The organism is Streptomyces formicae (genome assembly GCF_002556545.1).
Classification (GTDB): domain Bacteria; phylum Actinomycetota; class Actinomycetes; order Streptomycetales; family Streptomycetaceae; genus Streptomyces; species Streptomyces formicae_A.
Genome location: NZ_CP022685.1, coordinates 7,579,449 through 7,595,718, shown reverse-complemented (window position 1 = coordinate 7,595,718; position 16,270 = coordinate 7,579,449). Strand labels below are relative to the sequence as shown.

Sequence of the window (16,270 nt, the reverse complement as noted above, 5' to 3'; positions counted from 1 at the left end):
GGCTCAGCCCTTCCCCTGCTCCGTCCACTCGTCCGTGGCCCCCTCCGCCGTACGCCCCCGCAGGTCGACGCGCCGGATCTTGCCCGAGACGGTCTTGGGCAGCTCCTCGGTGAACTCGATGCGGCGGACGCGTTTGTAGGGGGCCAGCACCGAGCGGGTGTACTCGAAGATCGCCTGCGCCGTCTTCCCGTCCGGCGTCCAGCCCTTCGCGAGCACGACGTACGCCTTGGGGACCGCGAGCCGCACCGGGTCGGGCGCGGGGACGACGGCCGCCTCGGCCACCGCCTCGTGCTCCAGGAGCGCGCTCTCCAGCTCGAACGGGGAGATCTTGTAGTCGGACGCCTTGAAGACGTCGTCGGCGCGGCCGACGTAGGTGATGTACCCGTCGGCGTCGCGCGAGCCGATGTCGCCGGTGCGGTAGTAGCCGCCCTTCATCGCCTCCGCGGTGCGCTCCGGGTCGCCGTGGTAGCCGACCATCAGGCCGACGGGGTCCGCGCCCAGGTCGAGGCAGATCTCGCCCTCCGCCGCGCCGGGTTCGCCGGTCACCGGGTCGAGCAGCTCGACGACGAAGCCGGGCGTCGGCCTGCCCATGGAGCCCGGCTTCAGCTTCTGGCCGGGCGAGTTGGCGACCTGTACGGCCGTCTCGGTCTGTCCGAAGCCGTCCCGGATGGTGACGCCCCAGTCGCGCCGCACCTGCTCGATGACCTCGGGGTTGAGCGGCTCGCCCGCGGCGACGACCTCGCGCGGCGGGGTCCGCAGCTGGGTCAGATCGGCCTGGATGAGCATGCGCCACACGGTGGGCGGCGCGCAGAACGACGTCACGCCCGCGCGGTCCATCTCGGCCATCAGCCGCCCCGCGTCGAAGCGGCTGTAGTTGTGGATGAAGACGGTGGCCTCGGCGTTCCACGGGGCGAAGAGGTTCGACCAGGCGTGCTTGGCCCAGCCGGGCGACGAGATGTTCAGATGGACGTCGCCGGGCTTGAGCCCGATCCAGTACATCGTCGCCAAGTGGCCCACGGGGTAGGACACGTGGGTGTGCTCGACCAGCTTGGGCCTGGCGGTGGTGCCCGAGGTGAAGTAGAGCATCAGCGGGTCGTCGGCGAGGGAGATCCCCTCGGGCTCGAAGGCCGCGGACGCGTCGTCGACACCGTCGTACGAGATCCATCCGGCGCCTCCCGCGTCCTCCTCCCCCTCCCCCTCGCCCGCCGCGCCACCCACCACGATCCGGGTGTAATCGCCGGGCACGTCGGCGAACTTCGCGGTGTCGTCGGGGCGCACGACGACGTGCCTGGCGCGGCCCCGGTCGATCCGGTCGCGCAGGTCGACGGGGCCGAGCAGCGGCGTCGCGGGGATGACGACCGCGCGCAGCTTCATCGCGGCGAGGGCGATCTCCCACAGCTCGACCTGGTTGCCGAGCATGACGACGACACGGTCACCGGGCCGTACGCCTTGCGCGCGCAGCCAGTTGGCCGCGCGGTTGGAGCGCTCGGAGAGCCGCGCGAAGGAGGAGAGGGACTCGGTGCCGTCCTCCTCGACGATGTGCAGCGCGGTCCGCTCGTTGCCCTCGGCGATCACGTCGAACCAGTCGAGGGCCCAGTTGAACCGCTCGGGCCTGGGCCAGGCGAAGCCCTCGTACGCGGTGGTGTAATCCTCCCGGTGGCGCAGGAGGAAGTCCCGCGCGGTACGGAACTGCTCGGTGGCACTCGTGCCGGTGGTCGTCATCTGCACTCCCGTACCTAGTGGCCGCTCTCATCGCCGGACGCTACGTAACATCGTGTAATCCGTGATGCGGATCTCACCACCCCCGGACGGGGGTGTCGCGAGGTGAAAGGGCGAACGCGTGTCGGCAGACGGCGGGGAGACGGTGGAGATGCGGGCCGCGCTGCTGCGGCTGCGCCGCGGCACGGGGCTCCCGGTGGCCTTCGGCGGACTCCTCGAAGGCCAGCGGCAACTGCGCATCGGGGAGCTGAGCGGCACCGCGACGCGTGCCCTGTGCGGGCTCGCGGTGTCGGCGGGCAGCGGCCTCGGCGGCAAGGCGGCCGCCCTCTCGCGCCCGTGCGCGGTCACCGACTACAGCGAATCCCGGCATATCAGCCACGAGTACGACGCGGCGGTCGAGGCCGAGGGCCTGCGCTCGGTGCTCGCCGTGCCGGTGGTGGTGCGCCGCCAGGTGCGGGGCGTCCTGTACGGCGCGCTGCGCGCGGCCCAGCCGCTCGGCGACCGCGCGCTCTCCGCGGCGGTGGCCGCGGCACGGGACGTGGAGCAGGCCCTCGTCGTACGGGACGAGGCCCGGTCCCTGCTCGCGGCGGCCCGCGAACCGGTGGCGGGACCCGGCGCGTGGGAGGTGGTCCGCGAGGCGCACGGGGCGCTGCGCGCGCTGGCCCCGCGCATCGTGGACCCGGAGCTGCGGGCGGAACTCCTCTCGGTGACGGGGCGCCTGGAGTCGGCGTCGACGGTCCGGGAGCGCGACGGCGAGCGCCCCGTGTCGCTCGCGCCGCGCGAGATGGACGTCCTGGCGTGCGTCGCCACGGGCGTCACGAACGCGGTGGCCGCCTCGCGGCTGGGGCTGCGCCCGGAGACGGTGAAGGGGTATCTGCGGTCCGCGATGCGGAAGTTGGGGGCGCACACACGGCTGGAAGCGGTGGTGGCGGCGCGGCGGGCGGGGCTTCTGCCTTAGGGGGCGGGGCTTCTGCCTTAGGTGGGCGGCGCCGGGCGGGAACACCCCCGTGGCTCCGCCCAGCCGCCCCCGCCGCCCCCGCCCCGCGGCCGCTACTTGTCGGCGGTCAGCACGCCCGCCGCGCCCCAGCTGTCCGCCGGGGTCTCCTGGATCCAGACCTGGACGGTCTCGGCCGGGATCTTGTACGCGTCCACGAACGCGTCGGTGATCTGCTTGACCAGCTCCCGCTTGAGCTCGACGTCGCGGGGACCCTGCTGGACGGTGACGATGGGCATGGCTGAACTCCCTTGTGTAGGGCCGGAATCACCCGGCTCCGTTCCCGGCAGGACCGGGGTTTTCGGTACGACCCCAGTTCAGCCCGGCCGCGCCCCGCGACCAAGGGCCAGCCCGCGACAGCAGCGATCAGCTTTGATGATCGCCGCAGGTCACGGGGTACGGGCCCCTGCGGGCACGGCCGAAGAAGCGGCGGCCCGGCACGCCTCGATGAAGACGCCGAGCTCACCCCCGGGCCGCTCCCTGACCCACTCCTCCCCCGCCGTCGCTTTGGCCCGCACCGCGAGCCCTGTGGCGAGGGCGAGCCCGGGTGCGCCGAACGGCACGAAGGCCACCCTCGGGCTGTGCAGCACGCGCGCGTGCGAGGCGTAGACGACCGTCCACTGCGGCACGACGCCCGCCCCGATCGTGGCGAGCCTGTCCTGGAGCGAACCGCCGACCGGCCCCGGCACGGGCTCGAACCCGGCGTCGTGACACGCCCCCACGACGAGGTCCACGAGGGCGGGATTGGCGCGGCGCGGCGTGATGCTCAGGGGCAGCCCCGCGAGGTCGCCGAGCGCCAGTTCGGGCCGGGCGGCGAGCGGATGCGTGGCGGGCAGGACGGCCACCAGCGGGTCGTCCCACAGCGGCACGATCCGCACGCCGGGCACCGGATCGCAGGACCGTACGAAGGCGGCGTCGACCCGCCCGTCCACGACCTGTTCGAGCCGCTCGCGGGCCCCCGCCGACACCAGCTCGACGGGCACGCCGGGCGCCCGCGCGGCGAACTCGGCGAGGATCCGGTCCAAGTGCTCGCCGAGCCCGGTACTGGTGGCGAGCCGCAGCCCCGTCGGCCGCGCCACCGCCTCCCGCGCCCGCTCGGCGGCGGCGAGCACGGCGCGCGCCTCGGGCAGCAGCCGCTGCCCGGCCCCGGTGAGCCGCACGTGCCGGGGCGACCGGTCGAAGAGCTCGGCGCCCAACTCCCGCTCCAGACGCCGTATCTGCTGACTGACGGCCGACTGCACGATGTGCAGCCGCTCGGCCGCCCGCCCGAAGTGCAGCTCGTCGGCGACGGTCACGAAGTAACTGAGCTGCCGTAGTTCCATGGGAGCAGCCTATTGACCGAGGGCGCTGCCATCTTTGACCGTCCCATAGACGGTCCCGAAACGGATGTCGTACGAGGTGGAGGTCTCCGCGATCCGCGTCAGCATCCGCCCGGCCTCCGTCGTCAACGCGTCCCGCTGTTCCCGCCCCAGCTTCTCGGGCGACTCGAACGGCTCGATGACGAGCACGGCGGTCCCGCTCCCCGCGTCCTCCACGAGCCGCCAGAGACCGGCGAGGAACCCGTCGAGCAGGAAGACGCAGTAGGTGTAGTTCCCCTTCCACGTACGCCCCTTGTACGCGGCGGGGACGACGCGGGTGCGATCGGCGTGCGACAGGAGGAGGTTGTCGTACTCGGGGAGGAAGCGGGGCGGCGCCGGAGTGTCCGGATCGGGGCGCGGGGCGTCGGGCAGATCGAAGAGCTCGACGCCGTTCTCGTCACGGAACGTACGAAGGCCGGGCCGCAGCCGCTCGAAGACCTCCCGCAGCCGCGTGAGCCGGGCCCAGGTCTGCATGTCCTTGACGGAGGCGGGCCCGAACGCGGCGAGATAGCGCAGCACCATGGCGTCGGGACCGGCCGCGTCTCCCTGCGAGTCACCCGGGGTCCCGAGCCAGTGCCCGGCGGTGGTCAGCGCCACCTGCCCACTGCGCCGCCACAGCCCGCGCGGGGTCACCTGGACGAGGGGCAGTACGCAGCGGGCGGCGATCGCGAGGGACTGCGGATCGGCGTCGGGCCACCGCACGAGCAGCACCTCGCGGAGCTGCTTCATGGTGCGGGGTTCGACCTCGACGGCCTCGCGGGCGATCCCGGCCAGCTCCTTGAGATCGACGCCGACCAGCCCCGCGCGGAAGGCGGTCAGCTCGCGTTCGAGGGCGCTCTGCATCAACTGCCGTACGGGAAAGGCGTCTTCGGCGGTGTGCAAGTGAATGGTGGACCGCATGGTGACCGTACGGACGACCCTCCGGTCGGCGAGAAGACCGGAGAGCTCGGCCGGATCGAAGCCTTCGAGCCGCGCGGCGAGCGCGTAGTAGGGCGGCTTGACGTTCTGCGCCTGGAGCCCGACGAGGTGCCCGACGGCGTCCTCGACGGAGAGGTCGGTGGAGCGGCGCAGCAGGAGCTGCCGGTCGAGGGTGGCGCGATTGAGCGCAAGCCGCCCAAGAACACGCTCACGAGCCTGCGCCTTCACCATTGCCTTCGTCTTCGTCTTCGTCTTCGTCTTCGCTTGCACTGCCTCTCCCGCCGTCGCCATGCCCGCACGCTAACGACTATTGCGGACACCTATGGTCCGCAAGGAGTCCGCGCCGCGTCCGCGCATGTCAGCGTGCGTCCGCGTGCGTCCACCTCCTGCCTGCGTCCTGGCTGCGCCGCGTCCGCGATGTCGCCACGCCCGCGCCTTTTGAGACGTATATCCTGCTCCGTGGCCATCTAGACACACGTTCGACATGGGAGGCCGCCCAGCATGGCGGAACGCCGAGCCCGCCCCACACCACCCACACCACCCACGCCTCCCGCGAAGAACGGGAGAAAGCACGTGTGGCGCCGAACGACACCTCAGACCCCCGCACCGGCGAAGGACGCACACCCCGCCCCCACCACACCGACGTCGGCCGAGGCCGCTCCGGACGCGGGCGACAGCGTGGTGCAGGCGGCGCTGTACCGGGACGGCGTCCGGGTGGCCACGCCGTCCACCCTCGCGGACACCTTCAGAGAACTGCGCGAGCAGCGGGACGGCATGGCGTGGATCGGCCTCGCCCGCCCGACGGAGGCGGAACTCCTGTCCCTGGCCGCCGAGTTCGACCTCCACGAACTGGCCGTGGAAGACGCCATGGAGGCCCATCAGCGCCCGAAGCTGGAGCGCTACGGCGAGACCCTCTTCGTCGTCCTGCGCGCCGCCCGCTACCTCGACGCCCCCGAGGAGGTCGACTTCGGCGAGCTGCACGTCTTCGTGGGCCCGGACTTCGTGATCACGGTCAGGCACGGCGCGGCCCCCGACCTCTCGGCGGTCCGCCGCCGCATGGAGGAAACCCCCGACCTCCTCAAACTCGGCCCCGAGGCGGTCCTCTACGCCATACTCGACGCGGTGGTCGACGGCTACGCCCCGGTCGTCTCCGGCGTCCAGAACGACATCGACGAAATCGAGACCGAGGTCTTCGGCGGCGACCCCGCGGTCTCCCGCCGCATCTACGAACTCTCCCGCGAAATGGTCGAGTTCCAACGAGCGACGCGCCCCTTGGTGAGCATGCTCCACGCCCTGATGGCAGGCTTCGCCAAGTACGGCACGGACGAGGAACTCCAGCGCTACCTGCGAGACGTGGCCGACCACGTCACCCACACCAGCGAACGAGTCGACGGCTTCCGCCAGGCCCTCGCCGACATCCTCACGGTCAACGCGACGCTGGTGACGCAGCAACAGAACGCGGAGATGCGGGCGTTGGCGGAGGCGGGGTTCGAGCAGAACGAGGAGATCAAGAAGATCTCGTCGTGGGCGGCGATCCTGTTCGCACCCACGTTGGTGGGGACGATCTACGGGATGAACTTCGAGACGATGCCGGAGCTGAAGTGGGCGGCGGGGTATCCGTTCGCGATTCTGCTGATGGCGGTGGTGTGCGTGAGTCTGTACTTCATCTTCAAGCGGCGGGACTGGCTGTAACGCCGAGCACGCAACCTTCGACCCGCTTCGCGGACGCGAACGTCTCCGGGCTCCCATTTCAGCCCGCTGGGGAGAATCTGGGGAGAATGCGCGGCGCTGAGGAGCGAGCCACCACCCGTCGGCACGTCATCCGCCGTTTCTGCGTGGCTCACCCCAGCCCTCCCCGGCTGCGCCGAACCGTCACTGACGGTATTGACCGATCGGGATGTGGACCGGCAAGGCCGCACCACTGTGCGGAAGATCAGGCACGGTGTGTTGCAGCAGCCAAGATCAAGGACCTGGTCCGCGCGGCGGATGGGCTTCCTGGCTCGCCCCCGATCTCTTCACCCAGCTCACCGGCCTGCTGCGGCACCTGGTCCGCGCGGCCGAAGGACGCGACGGCGAACCGTCCGCCTGCGTGCTGGACTGCCAGACCATCAAGACCTCCGCCAACGTGCACCTGGCCGACCAGGGCACCGACGCGGGCAAGCGGATCATCGGCCGCAAGCGCCACCTCGGCTGCGACACCCTGGGCCTGCTGCTGACCGTGCTGGTCACCGCCGCGAGCGTGTCCGACACCGCAGCCGGCGTCACGCTGCTGTCCCGCATCTCCGCCGCCCACCCCCGGGTGACCAAAGCCTGGGCGGACGCCGGCTACCGGACCACCGCCATCAAGCACGGCGCCCGCCTGGGCATCGACGTCCACCCCGACCAGCGCCCGCCGGGCGTCAAGGGGTTCACGATCATTCCGCGCCGCTGGACCATCGATCACCCTGAACTGGCGCGGAACCTGACCCGGGGCAGCGACCCGAGCTCGCGGAACGCAGAAAGGGCCTTCCACCTGGACCGGCAGAACCCCTCGACAAGGTTCATCGCCCCAGATCAGAAGGCACTTTCGCGTTCGTAGCCAGCAACCGGTCTCACCCTGAGTGAAACGGTGAGGTTAACGGCAACCGAAGGCGTGGCTCAGCAGGAGCCGATCACCACGGGCCGCCACGGGAGGCCGCAGGGATTCGTCGTCGGGCCCGCAGGCTGGCGGAACCCATAGAGCGTGTGGTTTTCGCAGCTCTGTACCTCCGACAAGTCGAGGCAGGGGTCCGGGTTGAAGATGACGGCTTGGGCCGAGCCAGATCCTATGAAGACAGCGGCACCGGCGATGCCGGTCGCGAAGACAAGACCGATTTTGCGCATTCTTCCCCCTGAGATTTAACCGTCGCTGGCTCACGCTGTTGCGGCGGTTGACTGTTTGCTGCCGCATCGTAGGCATCACAGCTTCACAACTTCCATCGTTTCGAGGACAGTCGAAAGGTGCCCGGCCTGTGAATCCCTGCCGGAATCGCGCCGGTCGCCATTCCAGTGACGTGCCGCGCGCCGCTCCCCGAGGAATGTCAGTGGCGGATGCCATGGTGATCGCATGAGCGCACCGGCCCCCGCCCCTCCCACCCAAGACATCACTGTTCTGGCCGAGAGGCTGCAGGTGCCGGTGTGGAGCGCCAGGCGGCGCTCCACGACCACCTGGACGCCTTGTGCCGCTCCCTCGCCGGACGCTGTGCGCTCGGTCACGCCGCCGACGATCCGATGCCGAGTACCGCGCTGGAGGAAGCCGACGGCCTCACGGGCGAAGCCAACCTGAACTGGCGCGGAACCTGACCCGGGATCAAACACACCTCACAGGGCGAAACGCTCAGTCAAACCCGCGCAGGCTACTGAGGTCTGATGGCGAGAGGGCGGAAGGAAAAATTGCCTTCCGCCCTCTCATATTGCTGGATGCTGCGGTCAGTTACCGATGACGCGCAGATGCCACCATCAGGAACGAACAGCTCCGCGCAGAACGACGACCACCCTCGGTGCCCCATCGGTATATGCCCCCAGCAGGGCCTGACTTGCCCAACAGTCCACCTGACAACCCATCAGAACGAGCGTCACTTCAGGGAGGGGGCGTCCTGCCTCCGCCTGAGTCATTCGGCGGGGCTGTCCGAGGGCTGCGGCTCGCCGAGCATCCGGCAGGTGGCCGCTTCGACGAGCGTCTTGTTCGTGGTGGCCGCCTTCTTCTCCTTGATGCGGAAGTTCGTGCTCGTCAGGACGGCGACGCTGCGCCGACCGCTCGCGTCGGTGTAGACCTCGCTGGAGTAGCCGGGCAGGCCGCCGGTGTGCCCCCAGACGGTGCCGCAGGAGGTGTCGACCCGCATCAGGCCCAGTCCGTAGCCTCCGCCCTCCTCGGGAGCGTCGACCGTGGTGCGCATCTGCTTCAGCTGCGCCTCGGGCAGCAGTTCGCCGGAGATCAGCGCGGTCAGGAAACGCTGCCAGTCCTGTGCGGTCGAGACCATGCCGCCGGCCGCCCAGGACCAGCTCGGGTCGATGGCGGAGGTGTCGACGTTGCCCTTGGGGCGTTCGGGACCGGCGAACCCGACGCCCTCGGGCAGGTCCACGGTCCCGGCGAGGATGGCCTTCAGGCGCTCGGCATCCGGCTCGTAGCCGGTCACGTGCTGCTTCCCGGTGGTCTCGTCGGTGTCTCCATCGGCGTGCGTCACCAAGAACGAGTCCTTCATGCCGAGCGGCCCGGTGATCTTCTCCTGGATCAGCTCGGCCAGGTCGCTCCCGGTGGCCTTCTCCAGAATGAGTCCGAGTGCCTCGTAGCCGGCGTTGCTGTAGGAGTACGTCTCACCGGGCGCGGACTCCCGCTGAGGTGTGACGGCGAGGAGTTGCTCCGGCGTCCAGGTGCGCTGCTCCTGGCCGGTGAGCGAGGGCAGGAACTCCGGCGTCAGCAGGAAGTCGCCGAGCCCGCTGGTGTGGTTGAGCAGCATCCGTACGGTGATGTCCTCGCCGCCCTGGACCAGACCTGGCAGCCACTTCTCCACCGTGTCGTCGAGGCTGATCTTCTTCTCGGCGACCTGTTGCAGGACGAGGGTCGCGGTGACCGTCTTGGTGTTGGAGCCGACCCGGAACTGGTCACTGACGGCGATGCGGTGATCTTCCTTCGTCCAGGCGGCCTGCTTCGCGATCTCGACGGGCTTCCCGTCGCCGGAGTCGACCCGGACGATGACGCCCAAGGAGCCGGTGTCGGCCGCCTTCTGCGCGAGGCCGGCCAGCCGGGTGTCGGCCGCCGGGCTCACCGCGCTCCGCCCGGCCCCGTCCGACTCCGCATCCGAACAGCTCACGAGCGCCGCGCCCATGCAGGTCGCCAACGCCACGGTCAGCACCCCACGGCGGATCCGGTGGCGGCGGCACGGCATATGTATGGGCATGACAGGTTCCCTTCGGCGCATGACAGTTGCTCTGTGCGTCGAGGGACCTGGCATCCATCCGTCGAGCGGCCTTCTGGCGGATCCCGCGCACAACAGCCATTCAGTCAGCGGCGCGCTCCCGGCACATCGCTCGATGGCGGGCTTCCCGCGGGCACGAGGTCACTCCTAGGAATGACCTCGCGGGGGCCGGCGCCCCGCCCGCCCACCAGGAAGGGGCGGGTCAGGGCAGGGTGTTCCTGGCCAGCACCGCCGCCTGCGCCCTGCTCTGGCAGCCGGTCTTCGTCAGCACACGGCTGACGTGCGTCTTCACCGTGTGCAGGCTCACCACGAGCCGTTCGGCGATCTCGGCGTTGCTCATCCCGTCCCGGATCAGACGCAGCACGTCGACCTCCCGCTCGGTGAGGTCCCGCAGCCGGGCCAGCTCCTGGTCGCCGGGTCGGCGGCGGCCGCTGAGATGCCCCTCGATGATGCGCTGGGTCACCGCGGGACTCAGCGCGCTGTGCCCGGCCGCCGCGGCGCGCACGGCCCCGGTCAGCTCTTCGTACGAACTGTTCTTCAGCAGGAAGCCGGAGGCCCCGGCGGCCAGCGCGTCGTCGACGTACTCGTCCAGGTCGAACGTGGTCAGCATCAGCACCCGGCTGCGCCCCGGCCTGGTCAGTCCCCGGCGGCCCAGCTCAGCCAGCGCCCACAGTCCGTCGCGGCGCGGCATGCGGATGTCCATCAGCAGCACGTTGGGCCGCAGCCGCGCGCACGCCTCGACGGCTTCCTCACCGTCGTTCGCGGTGCCCGCCACGGTGATGTCCGCCTGGCTGTCCAGGATCGCGCTCAGACCGGCGCGGATGATCGGCTCGTCGTCCACGACGAGCACACTGATCTGCTCAGACACCGGCAGGCTCCCACGGCATCGTGGCCACGAGGCGGAAGCCGCCCTCACCGGTCGGGCCCGCGGTGAGTTCGCCGCCCAGCGCACCCACCCGTTCCTCCATGCTGACCAGACCGAGTCCGACACCCGCGCCGGCCGTTGCGCGCCGCGCCGCGCGGCCGTTCACGACCTCGCACCGCAACTCTTCCGCTACGCCGTCGACACTCACCCGGACCGGTGCCCCGGGCGCGTGCCGACGTGCGTTGACCAGTGCCTCCTGCACGACGCGGTACGCCGCCAGCTGCACCGGCCCCGGAACGGACTCCAGCGTGCCGCCCGTCGTCAGCTCGACCGTCCCTCCCTCGGCACGGTGGCTGTCCAGCAACGTGTCCAGCTCGCCGAGGTCCGGCACCGGCTGGAGCGGGACCGCGTCCGTGGGATCGCGCAGCATCCGCAGCAGGTCACGCAGCTCGCCGCTGCTCTGCCTGCCCGCCGTCGCAAGACCGTCGACCTGGGCACGGGCCCAGTCGGGCAGCTCGCCGCCGCGGGCCCGCAGGGTCTCCGCGTGCACCACGAGCAGGGTCAGCGAGTGCGCGACCACATCGTGCATCTCACCGGCGATCCGTGTCCGCTCGCGCTGTGTGGCCTGCGCCGCCTCCAGGGCCTGCGCCCGGCGCGCGTCGGCCGCCCGCCGCTCGGCCGCGGCCAGCAGTTCCTGCCGCGTCCGCGCGGCGAACCCCATGGCCCACGCCAGCGGCATCGGGGCCAGTGCGGCGAGGACGTCCAGACCGCCCTGGAAGTCGCCGGAGTCGGTCGTCATCCGGTTCAGCCACAGACCGGCCACGCTCAGCACGGTGACGCCGAGGACCGCCGACAGGGTCCGTCGCCAGCTCGTGCCATGGTTGCCCAGGTTGTAGAGCATCACCGCCAGCGGCAGGAAGACCAGCGGCGACAGCTTGGCCCCCGCGCCCGCGCTGCCCACCAACGCCGCCAGCAGGGCCCCGAAAACCACGACAAAGGCAGTGGCCGGCAGCCGCCGCCTCAGCAGCAGGACCACCGCTCCCACCACCTCGTACGCCGTGAGCGACACCCATGCCGCCCCGGAGGTGTCCACGTACGGCTGCGACAGCAGCGGCGGCAGAAGCGTCAGCACGACCAACCCGGCTTCAGCGCCCCACCGGGGCCACCTGCCGTCCATCACTCTCATCCCTCCGACACTAGGACCTCGTACGCCGACCTTCGTCACTCCAAAGAGCCACTCGCTGCCACGGCTCGACCCGCCTCACGAGGGACCGGAGGTGAGCGATCGTCGGGCAGCGGTCAGCAGGTCGACGACCTCGCCGACGGCCGTCCGGACGGTCTCCTCGCCCAGGCGGATGGACGGTCCGACTGCTGCCGCGACGGCAGTACGTCCGAGCAGGTCCGCGTCGCGATGGTCCGAAGAGGCGGCCTTGCCTCCGGGGATCGCGACGTCACCACGACAGTGGCGGTTACCACTCCCCATCCTCCGAGCGGGCCGTGCCCACGGGCATATAGCCGGCGTACTTCCGGTCTCTAGGTGTATTGCCCACGAGCGTCGTTAACAGGGGGCGGCGGAGACGTGATCAAGGCTGAAGGCGCGTTATGGGCAAGGGAGAACCAGCCGGAGAAATGTGGTCGCCCACGTCGTCGGGGAGGGCGGCGCGCAGCGCGCGGGCCGCTGCGGTGGGACCGGAGTCCGCGGTGGGGACCGCAGACTCGGCGCGGGTGACGCCCGCGACCATGGACTCGCGCAGGGCGGTCAACAGCGCCGGATCGCGGCGGTCCGCGGGGGTGGAGTGCCAGGTGGTGACCGCGCCCTGGCCGGTGGCCTGGATGATCTGGGCGGCCAACTCCTCGTCGCCCCGCCGCCCCCCGGCCGCCAGCCGACGCACCCGCCCATGGAGGATCTCCAGGCCCGCGCGGTGTGCTGCGTCCGATCCCCGGCAGATCTCGGTTGCGAGCACGACTGGGCCACCGGCTGGAGAGCCCGCCCACCAGCCACCATCACTGAGCGCTTTCCAACCTCATGCTGACGCATGGTGAAGGCCGTCCTCGTCCTTCACCATGCGTCAGCATGAGGTTGGAAAGCGCTCAGGGTTCACTCTGGTAGACAGCCCGGTCGCATCAGTCGAACTGTGCGGCAGCCCCTGCCCTGCGACCAGGTCAACCCGGTCGCAGGGGCCAACCGCAAACCCCGTTCGCGGTTAGACAGCGCTGCGGCCCTTCCCCCGCCGCACCCTGCAGATACGGGAGCCTCTGCGTTGTGTGGTTGCAGTTCCCGTGTTCTGCGGATGTTGCTTCACGATGACTTTTGTCGGGCCGACACCACGTGCTGCGAGGAGTATCGCGGACCTCAGAGGGAGGTGTACACGTACTGAAGGCAGTACGAGCGCCCGTTGACGATGTATCCCGGCGCCATGACGAACAGCACCGGTGCTCCCTCGTCGCAAGAGGGCCATTGCTCCTGGCGTGCCGGTTCTAGCGCAACGCCCGGCGTGCAGATCGTGTCCCAGCTGTGGTGAAGACCAGCACGGTGGATCTCCGCTGCTAGCTCGGAGCAGTGACCGCGCAGTGTGGTGAGGGCGTTCTCGATGTGGCCATCGCTCTCCGGGAGGTGAAGGCGACGCACGATCTCTCGGCTGGACTTGAGGTCATCGGTGAACAGTTGCTGGCTCAGCAGCCCCATCAGGCGGTAACCGCGCTCACGTTCAGGGCGGTCCATGACGCGGTCGCAACGCTCGGCATAGCGGCGGGCGAAATTCAGCAGACGCTGCTCGACCAGAGTGCGGTACCGGCGGGCTAGGGCCTGATGCTCCCCGTGTTCCGCTCCGGGTAGATCATCGCGTTCGGCCGTCCGCGCGGCCATCAACGTTCCGAGCTGACGTTCCAGTCGGTCCAATCGACGCCGCAACTGACCGTGTTCGTGTTCGCCAGCCTTGGCGGACTTCTCCAGCTGATCGATCCGCGCCAACGCTTGGTCAAGCTGCTCCTGCAGGAGATCATCTTCGTATTGCCACTCGATGTCTGCTGCAGGGCTGTCGTCGGGTACTTCACGAGGACGGCTCAAGAATTGCATCGTCATTCCTCGTCAGTAGTTGGAGTGGAAGCGGACGCTGGTGGCGATCTCACCACCGCCCTGGACGAGTTCGGCACGTGCCTTGATCTCGGTCTCACCGAACCGCATGAAGAGACGCAGCGCGCGCTCCTCGAGCTCGAAGCGCATGACGGGCTTCAAGTCCACGGTGACCGTAGCCAGTGCGTCGCACCCCGGATCGGTGACATAGCGGGGGTCGGGATGGCTCGTGGCGTAGATCGTGAAGTCGACCTCTGTGTGGTCCTCCTCGAGCGGCACGTACTCACGCATCACCTCGGCGTCGGTAGGTACGGACGCGCCGGCGCGGGTGAAGATGGAGAAGCGGTCTTCGCAGGTGGCCTTGCCCCGGGACGTCACGTAGCGCTTGGCCTCGGGGTCGATGCCTTCCTCGAAGTCGTCGTTCACCTCGGTGCCGTAGGTAAAGCGGCTGCGCCGCGCACGGGTCTGGGGGTCGTAGCAGAAGTGCGTGGCACCGAACAGGACAGCGATGTCGGGGTTGGGGGGCACCATCACCTGGGTGCGCTCACCGAAGCGCTCCTTGACCGCCTGCTGGAGGTATGGGGAGTTGCTGAAGCCACCGACCAGGAGGATGACGTCGGGGCTGTTGTTCTCTCCGCGGGAGGCATCCATTTCCTTGAGCTGGGCCTCGATGAGGTCGAGGGTGCCGGGGATGACGGTGTCGAACAACGCGTGGATCTGGGCGGGGGTGAGGACGATGGCATCGTTGATCTTGTTCTGGCGCCGGGCTAGGCGCTTGCGGACGGCGGCGCCCAGCCGACGGTCGATAGCCGTGGGGATCAGCAGGTTGAGGTTCTCATCCTGATCGAGGGCGACGTGCAGCTTGCCGCGCTCCCACTGGTCAACAAGATTGAGCAGGGCGTCGGGACAGTTTTCCTGGATCTCGTCCAGGATGTCCTGGTCGCCGAGACAGTCCCGGAGGTGCTCCTTCTCAAAGGCACGGTTGAGGAAGTCCGACCCGAAGCGGTCACCGATGGATCGGCCGATCTCGATCATCTTTCCGTCGGCGTCGTTCTCGTAGGCCGTGATGTCCACGGTGCCGCCCCCGCAGTCCACCACCATGAACCGGGCGCCAGGAGCCAGGAGATCGCTGCTGGGGCCATTGTGGTCGCCCACGACCCGCACCCCGGATACGCGCGCGTAGTGGGCCGCCGCCTCCGGCTCGAGAGATAGCAGCACCCTCCCGTCTTCACGGGGTAGTCCGGCGTCCATTGCGATGCCGCGCAGCACGGACTTTTGGTAATCGCTCCAGCAGGCGGGCGAAGTGAGGCACCAGCGGACGTCGTCCTCGTCATATCCGCTGGCAGCGATCTGCCGCAGGGTGACGGAGACGACCTCCCGCAGCAGCATCGTCAGCAGATCAGGTGTCAACCGGTCGGTGGGAGTGCCGCGTTTCAGTACTTCCCGCTCCTTGCCGGCGGGCTCGGCTGACGAAGAGTCCGAGTCGACGCTGCTGTCGTCGGTGCTCTGTGGGGCAGGGCGCACCCCGAGGTCCATCTTGAAGCCGTGGTGGTAGCGCGCCCCTTGGCTGCGGAGAGCGGCGCCCTGGGTGAGCCAGAGCCGTCGGGCGTCGTACCCCCAGGCGATCAGCTTTCCGTTGGTGTCGAGCAGGAGTGCCGACAGGTTCTTCGCTGTGGGTGCGGGCTGCGACTCCCACTGGTCACAAAAATGGATCTTCCGACTAGAAGGCTCGGCGTTGGATTCCGAGATGACGCACCAGGCGGCGCCGATGCCGTGGGTGCCGATGTCGATGGCGGCTACGAGGCGAGGAGCAAACACATGATTCCGTTCGTACGGACGAAAGGGTGAACCTCAACGTCCGGAACACGGTGCCGGAACGCGAGGGTTGTGCAGTTCTGCACAACTGCCTTTCTTCTGTGGTGAGTTGACTCACAAGAAGTCGCAGACCAGCGGCTTCTTCTCCGGCAGGGGAGCCTCGAAACGGCGAAACATCCACCCGCAGGGAGTAGCCGGGTTGTGCAATTTTGAACAGGGCTGTGCAATGCTGCACAGCCGCCGCAAGCGTCGTTACCGCCTACTGTGCGGCGCATGGAGAGCAGCAGCGACTCCCGATTGCACCGCACGTACAAGATCGAGAGGGCGGGTGTCTCTTATGCACCGTCGCCGGAAGACAGCGCAGACATCGTGCGGGAGAAGCTTGAGAAGTACCGACGTACGTGTGCCACGCGAGATGGCTTGGTCATCGCGGCGAAGAGGTCGGGGTTGAGCGAGGTCGAAATCGCTCAACTCTCGGGCCACTCCCGCAACACAGTTCGCAGCATCCTCACGAAGCACGGCGAGGGCGCAGGCTGAGGGGTTCGGGCTAGCGGGATGTCCCTGTGGTGGCGGACACGTGGCTACTCCGCCACC

14 protein-coding genes and 1 pseudogene are annotated in these 16,270 nt (G+C 69.4%); 5 read left to right on the top strand and 10 right to left on the bottom strand.

Annotated features, from left to right (window positions below; translation table 11 throughout):
• Positions 1-3: 3 nt before the first annotated feature.
• Entirely contained in the window at positions 4-1,722 is a 1,719-nt protein-coding gene (locus tag KY5_RS33055) for an AMP-binding protein (RefSeq protein WP_098245639.1), read from the bottom strand.
• A 148-nt stretch (positions 1,723-1,870) separates the two neighbouring features.
• Between KY5_RS33055 and KY5_RS33050 the strand changes: the two genes are divergently transcribed.
• Positions 1,871-2,677, top strand: coding sequence for a helix-turn-helix transcriptional regulator (locus KY5_RS33050; RefSeq protein WP_098247629.1), 807 nt, complete (start codon positions 1,871-1,873; stop codon positions 2,675-2,677).
• Between the two features lie 92 nt (positions 2,678-2,769).
• Here KY5_RS33050 and dmpI read toward each other — a convergent pair whose 3' ends face one another.
• The 3 genes from dmpI to KY5_RS33035 all read right to left on the bottom strand — a co-directional run bounded on the left by dmpI (position 2,770) and on the right by KY5_RS33035 (position 5,280).
• On the bottom strand, positions 2,770-2,952 hold the full coding sequence (gene dmpI, locus KY5_RS33045) for a 4-oxalocrotonate tautomerase DmpI (protein WP_098245638.1): 183 nt from the start codon (positions 2,950-2,952) through the stop codon (positions 2,770-2,772).
• 150 nt (positions 2,953-3,102) lie between these two features.
• Positions 3,103-4,035, bottom strand: a complete 933-nt coding sequence (locus tag KY5_RS33040) for a LysR family transcriptional regulator (RefSeq protein ID WP_098245637.1) — start codon at positions 4,033-4,035, stop codon at positions 3,103-3,105.
• Between the two features lie 9 nt (positions 4,036-4,044).
• Entirely contained in the window at positions 4,045-5,280 is a 1,236-nt protein-coding gene (locus KY5_RS33035; protein WP_418952836.1) for a winged helix DNA-binding domain-containing protein, read from the bottom strand.
• A 210-nt stretch (positions 5,281-5,490) separates the two neighbouring features.
• Here KY5_RS33035 and KY5_RS33030 point away from each other — a divergent pair, with 210 nt between their 5' ends.
• From KY5_RS33030 to KY5_RS41950, 3 genes are all read left to right on the top strand, one after another.
• A complete protein-coding gene (locus KY5_RS33030) occupies positions 5,491-6,681 on the top strand; it encodes a magnesium and cobalt transport protein CorA (protein WP_098245636.1) in 1,191 nt (396 codons plus the stop codon).
• Between the two features lie 250 nt (positions 6,682-6,931).
• On the top strand, positions 6,932-7,567 hold the full coding sequence (locus KY5_RS33025) for a transposase (protein ID WP_234362981.1): 636 nt from the start codon (positions 6,932-6,934) through the stop codon (positions 7,565-7,567).
• Between the two features lie 578 nt (positions 7,568-8,145).
• Positions 8,146-8,310, top strand: a complete 165-nt coding sequence (locus KY5_RS41950) for a hypothetical protein (protein ID WP_159072658.1) — start codon at positions 8,146-8,148, stop codon at positions 8,308-8,310.
• A 308-nt stretch (positions 8,311-8,618) separates the two neighbouring features.
• Here KY5_RS41950 and KY5_RS33015 read toward each other — a convergent pair whose 3' ends face one another.
• From KY5_RS33015 to KY5_RS32990, 6 genes and pseudogenes are all read right to left on the bottom strand, one after another.
• Positions 8,619-9,905 carry a serine hydrolase domain-containing protein gene (locus KY5_RS33015; RefSeq protein ID WP_234362980.1) on the bottom strand — a complete coding sequence of 429 codons (1,287 nt, stop codon included), beginning with the start codon at positions 9,903-9,905 and terminating at the stop codon, positions 8,619-8,621.
• Between the two features lie 220 nt (positions 9,906-10,125).
• Positions 10,126-10,797 carry a response regulator gene (locus tag KY5_RS33010; protein ID WP_098247626.1) on the bottom strand — a complete coding sequence of 224 codons (672 nt, stop codon included), beginning with the start codon at positions 10,795-10,797 and terminating at the stop codon, positions 10,126-10,128.
• Complete coding sequence (locus tag KY5_RS33005; RefSeq protein WP_098245635.1) at positions 10,784-11,965, bottom strand: sensor histidine kinase; 1,182 nt, start codon at positions 11,963-11,965, stop codon at positions 10,784-10,786. The genes KY5_RS33010 and KY5_RS33005 overlap by 14 nt, the downstream gene beginning before the upstream one ends.
• 406 nt (positions 11,966-12,371) lie before the next feature.
• Positions 12,372-12,731: pseudogene (locus KY5_RS33000) on the bottom strand (hypothetical protein); the annotation flags it as partial.
• Positions 12,732-13,141: 410 nt separating this feature from the next.
• Positions 13,142-13,870 carry a hypothetical protein gene (locus KY5_RS32995; RefSeq protein ID WP_159072657.1) on the bottom strand — a complete coding sequence of 243 codons (729 nt, stop codon included), beginning with the start codon at positions 13,868-13,870 and terminating at the stop codon, positions 13,142-13,144.
• 6 nt (positions 13,871-13,876) lie between these two features.
• The gene (locus tag KY5_RS32990) at positions 13,877-15,679 is read right to left on the bottom strand and encodes an Hsp70 family protein (RefSeq protein ID WP_098245633.1); all 1,803 of its coding nucleotides are present in this window, start codon (positions 15,677-15,679) and stop codon (positions 13,877-13,879) included.
• Positions 15,680-15,949: 270 nt separating this feature from the next.
• On the opposite strand from KY5_RS32990, the gene KY5_RS32985 reads away from it, so the two are divergent.
• A complete protein-coding gene (locus KY5_RS32985; RefSeq protein ID WP_098245632.1) occupies positions 15,950-16,213 on the top strand; it encodes a hypothetical protein in 264 nt (87 codons plus the stop codon).
• Positions 16,214-16,270 lie beyond the last annotated feature (57 nt).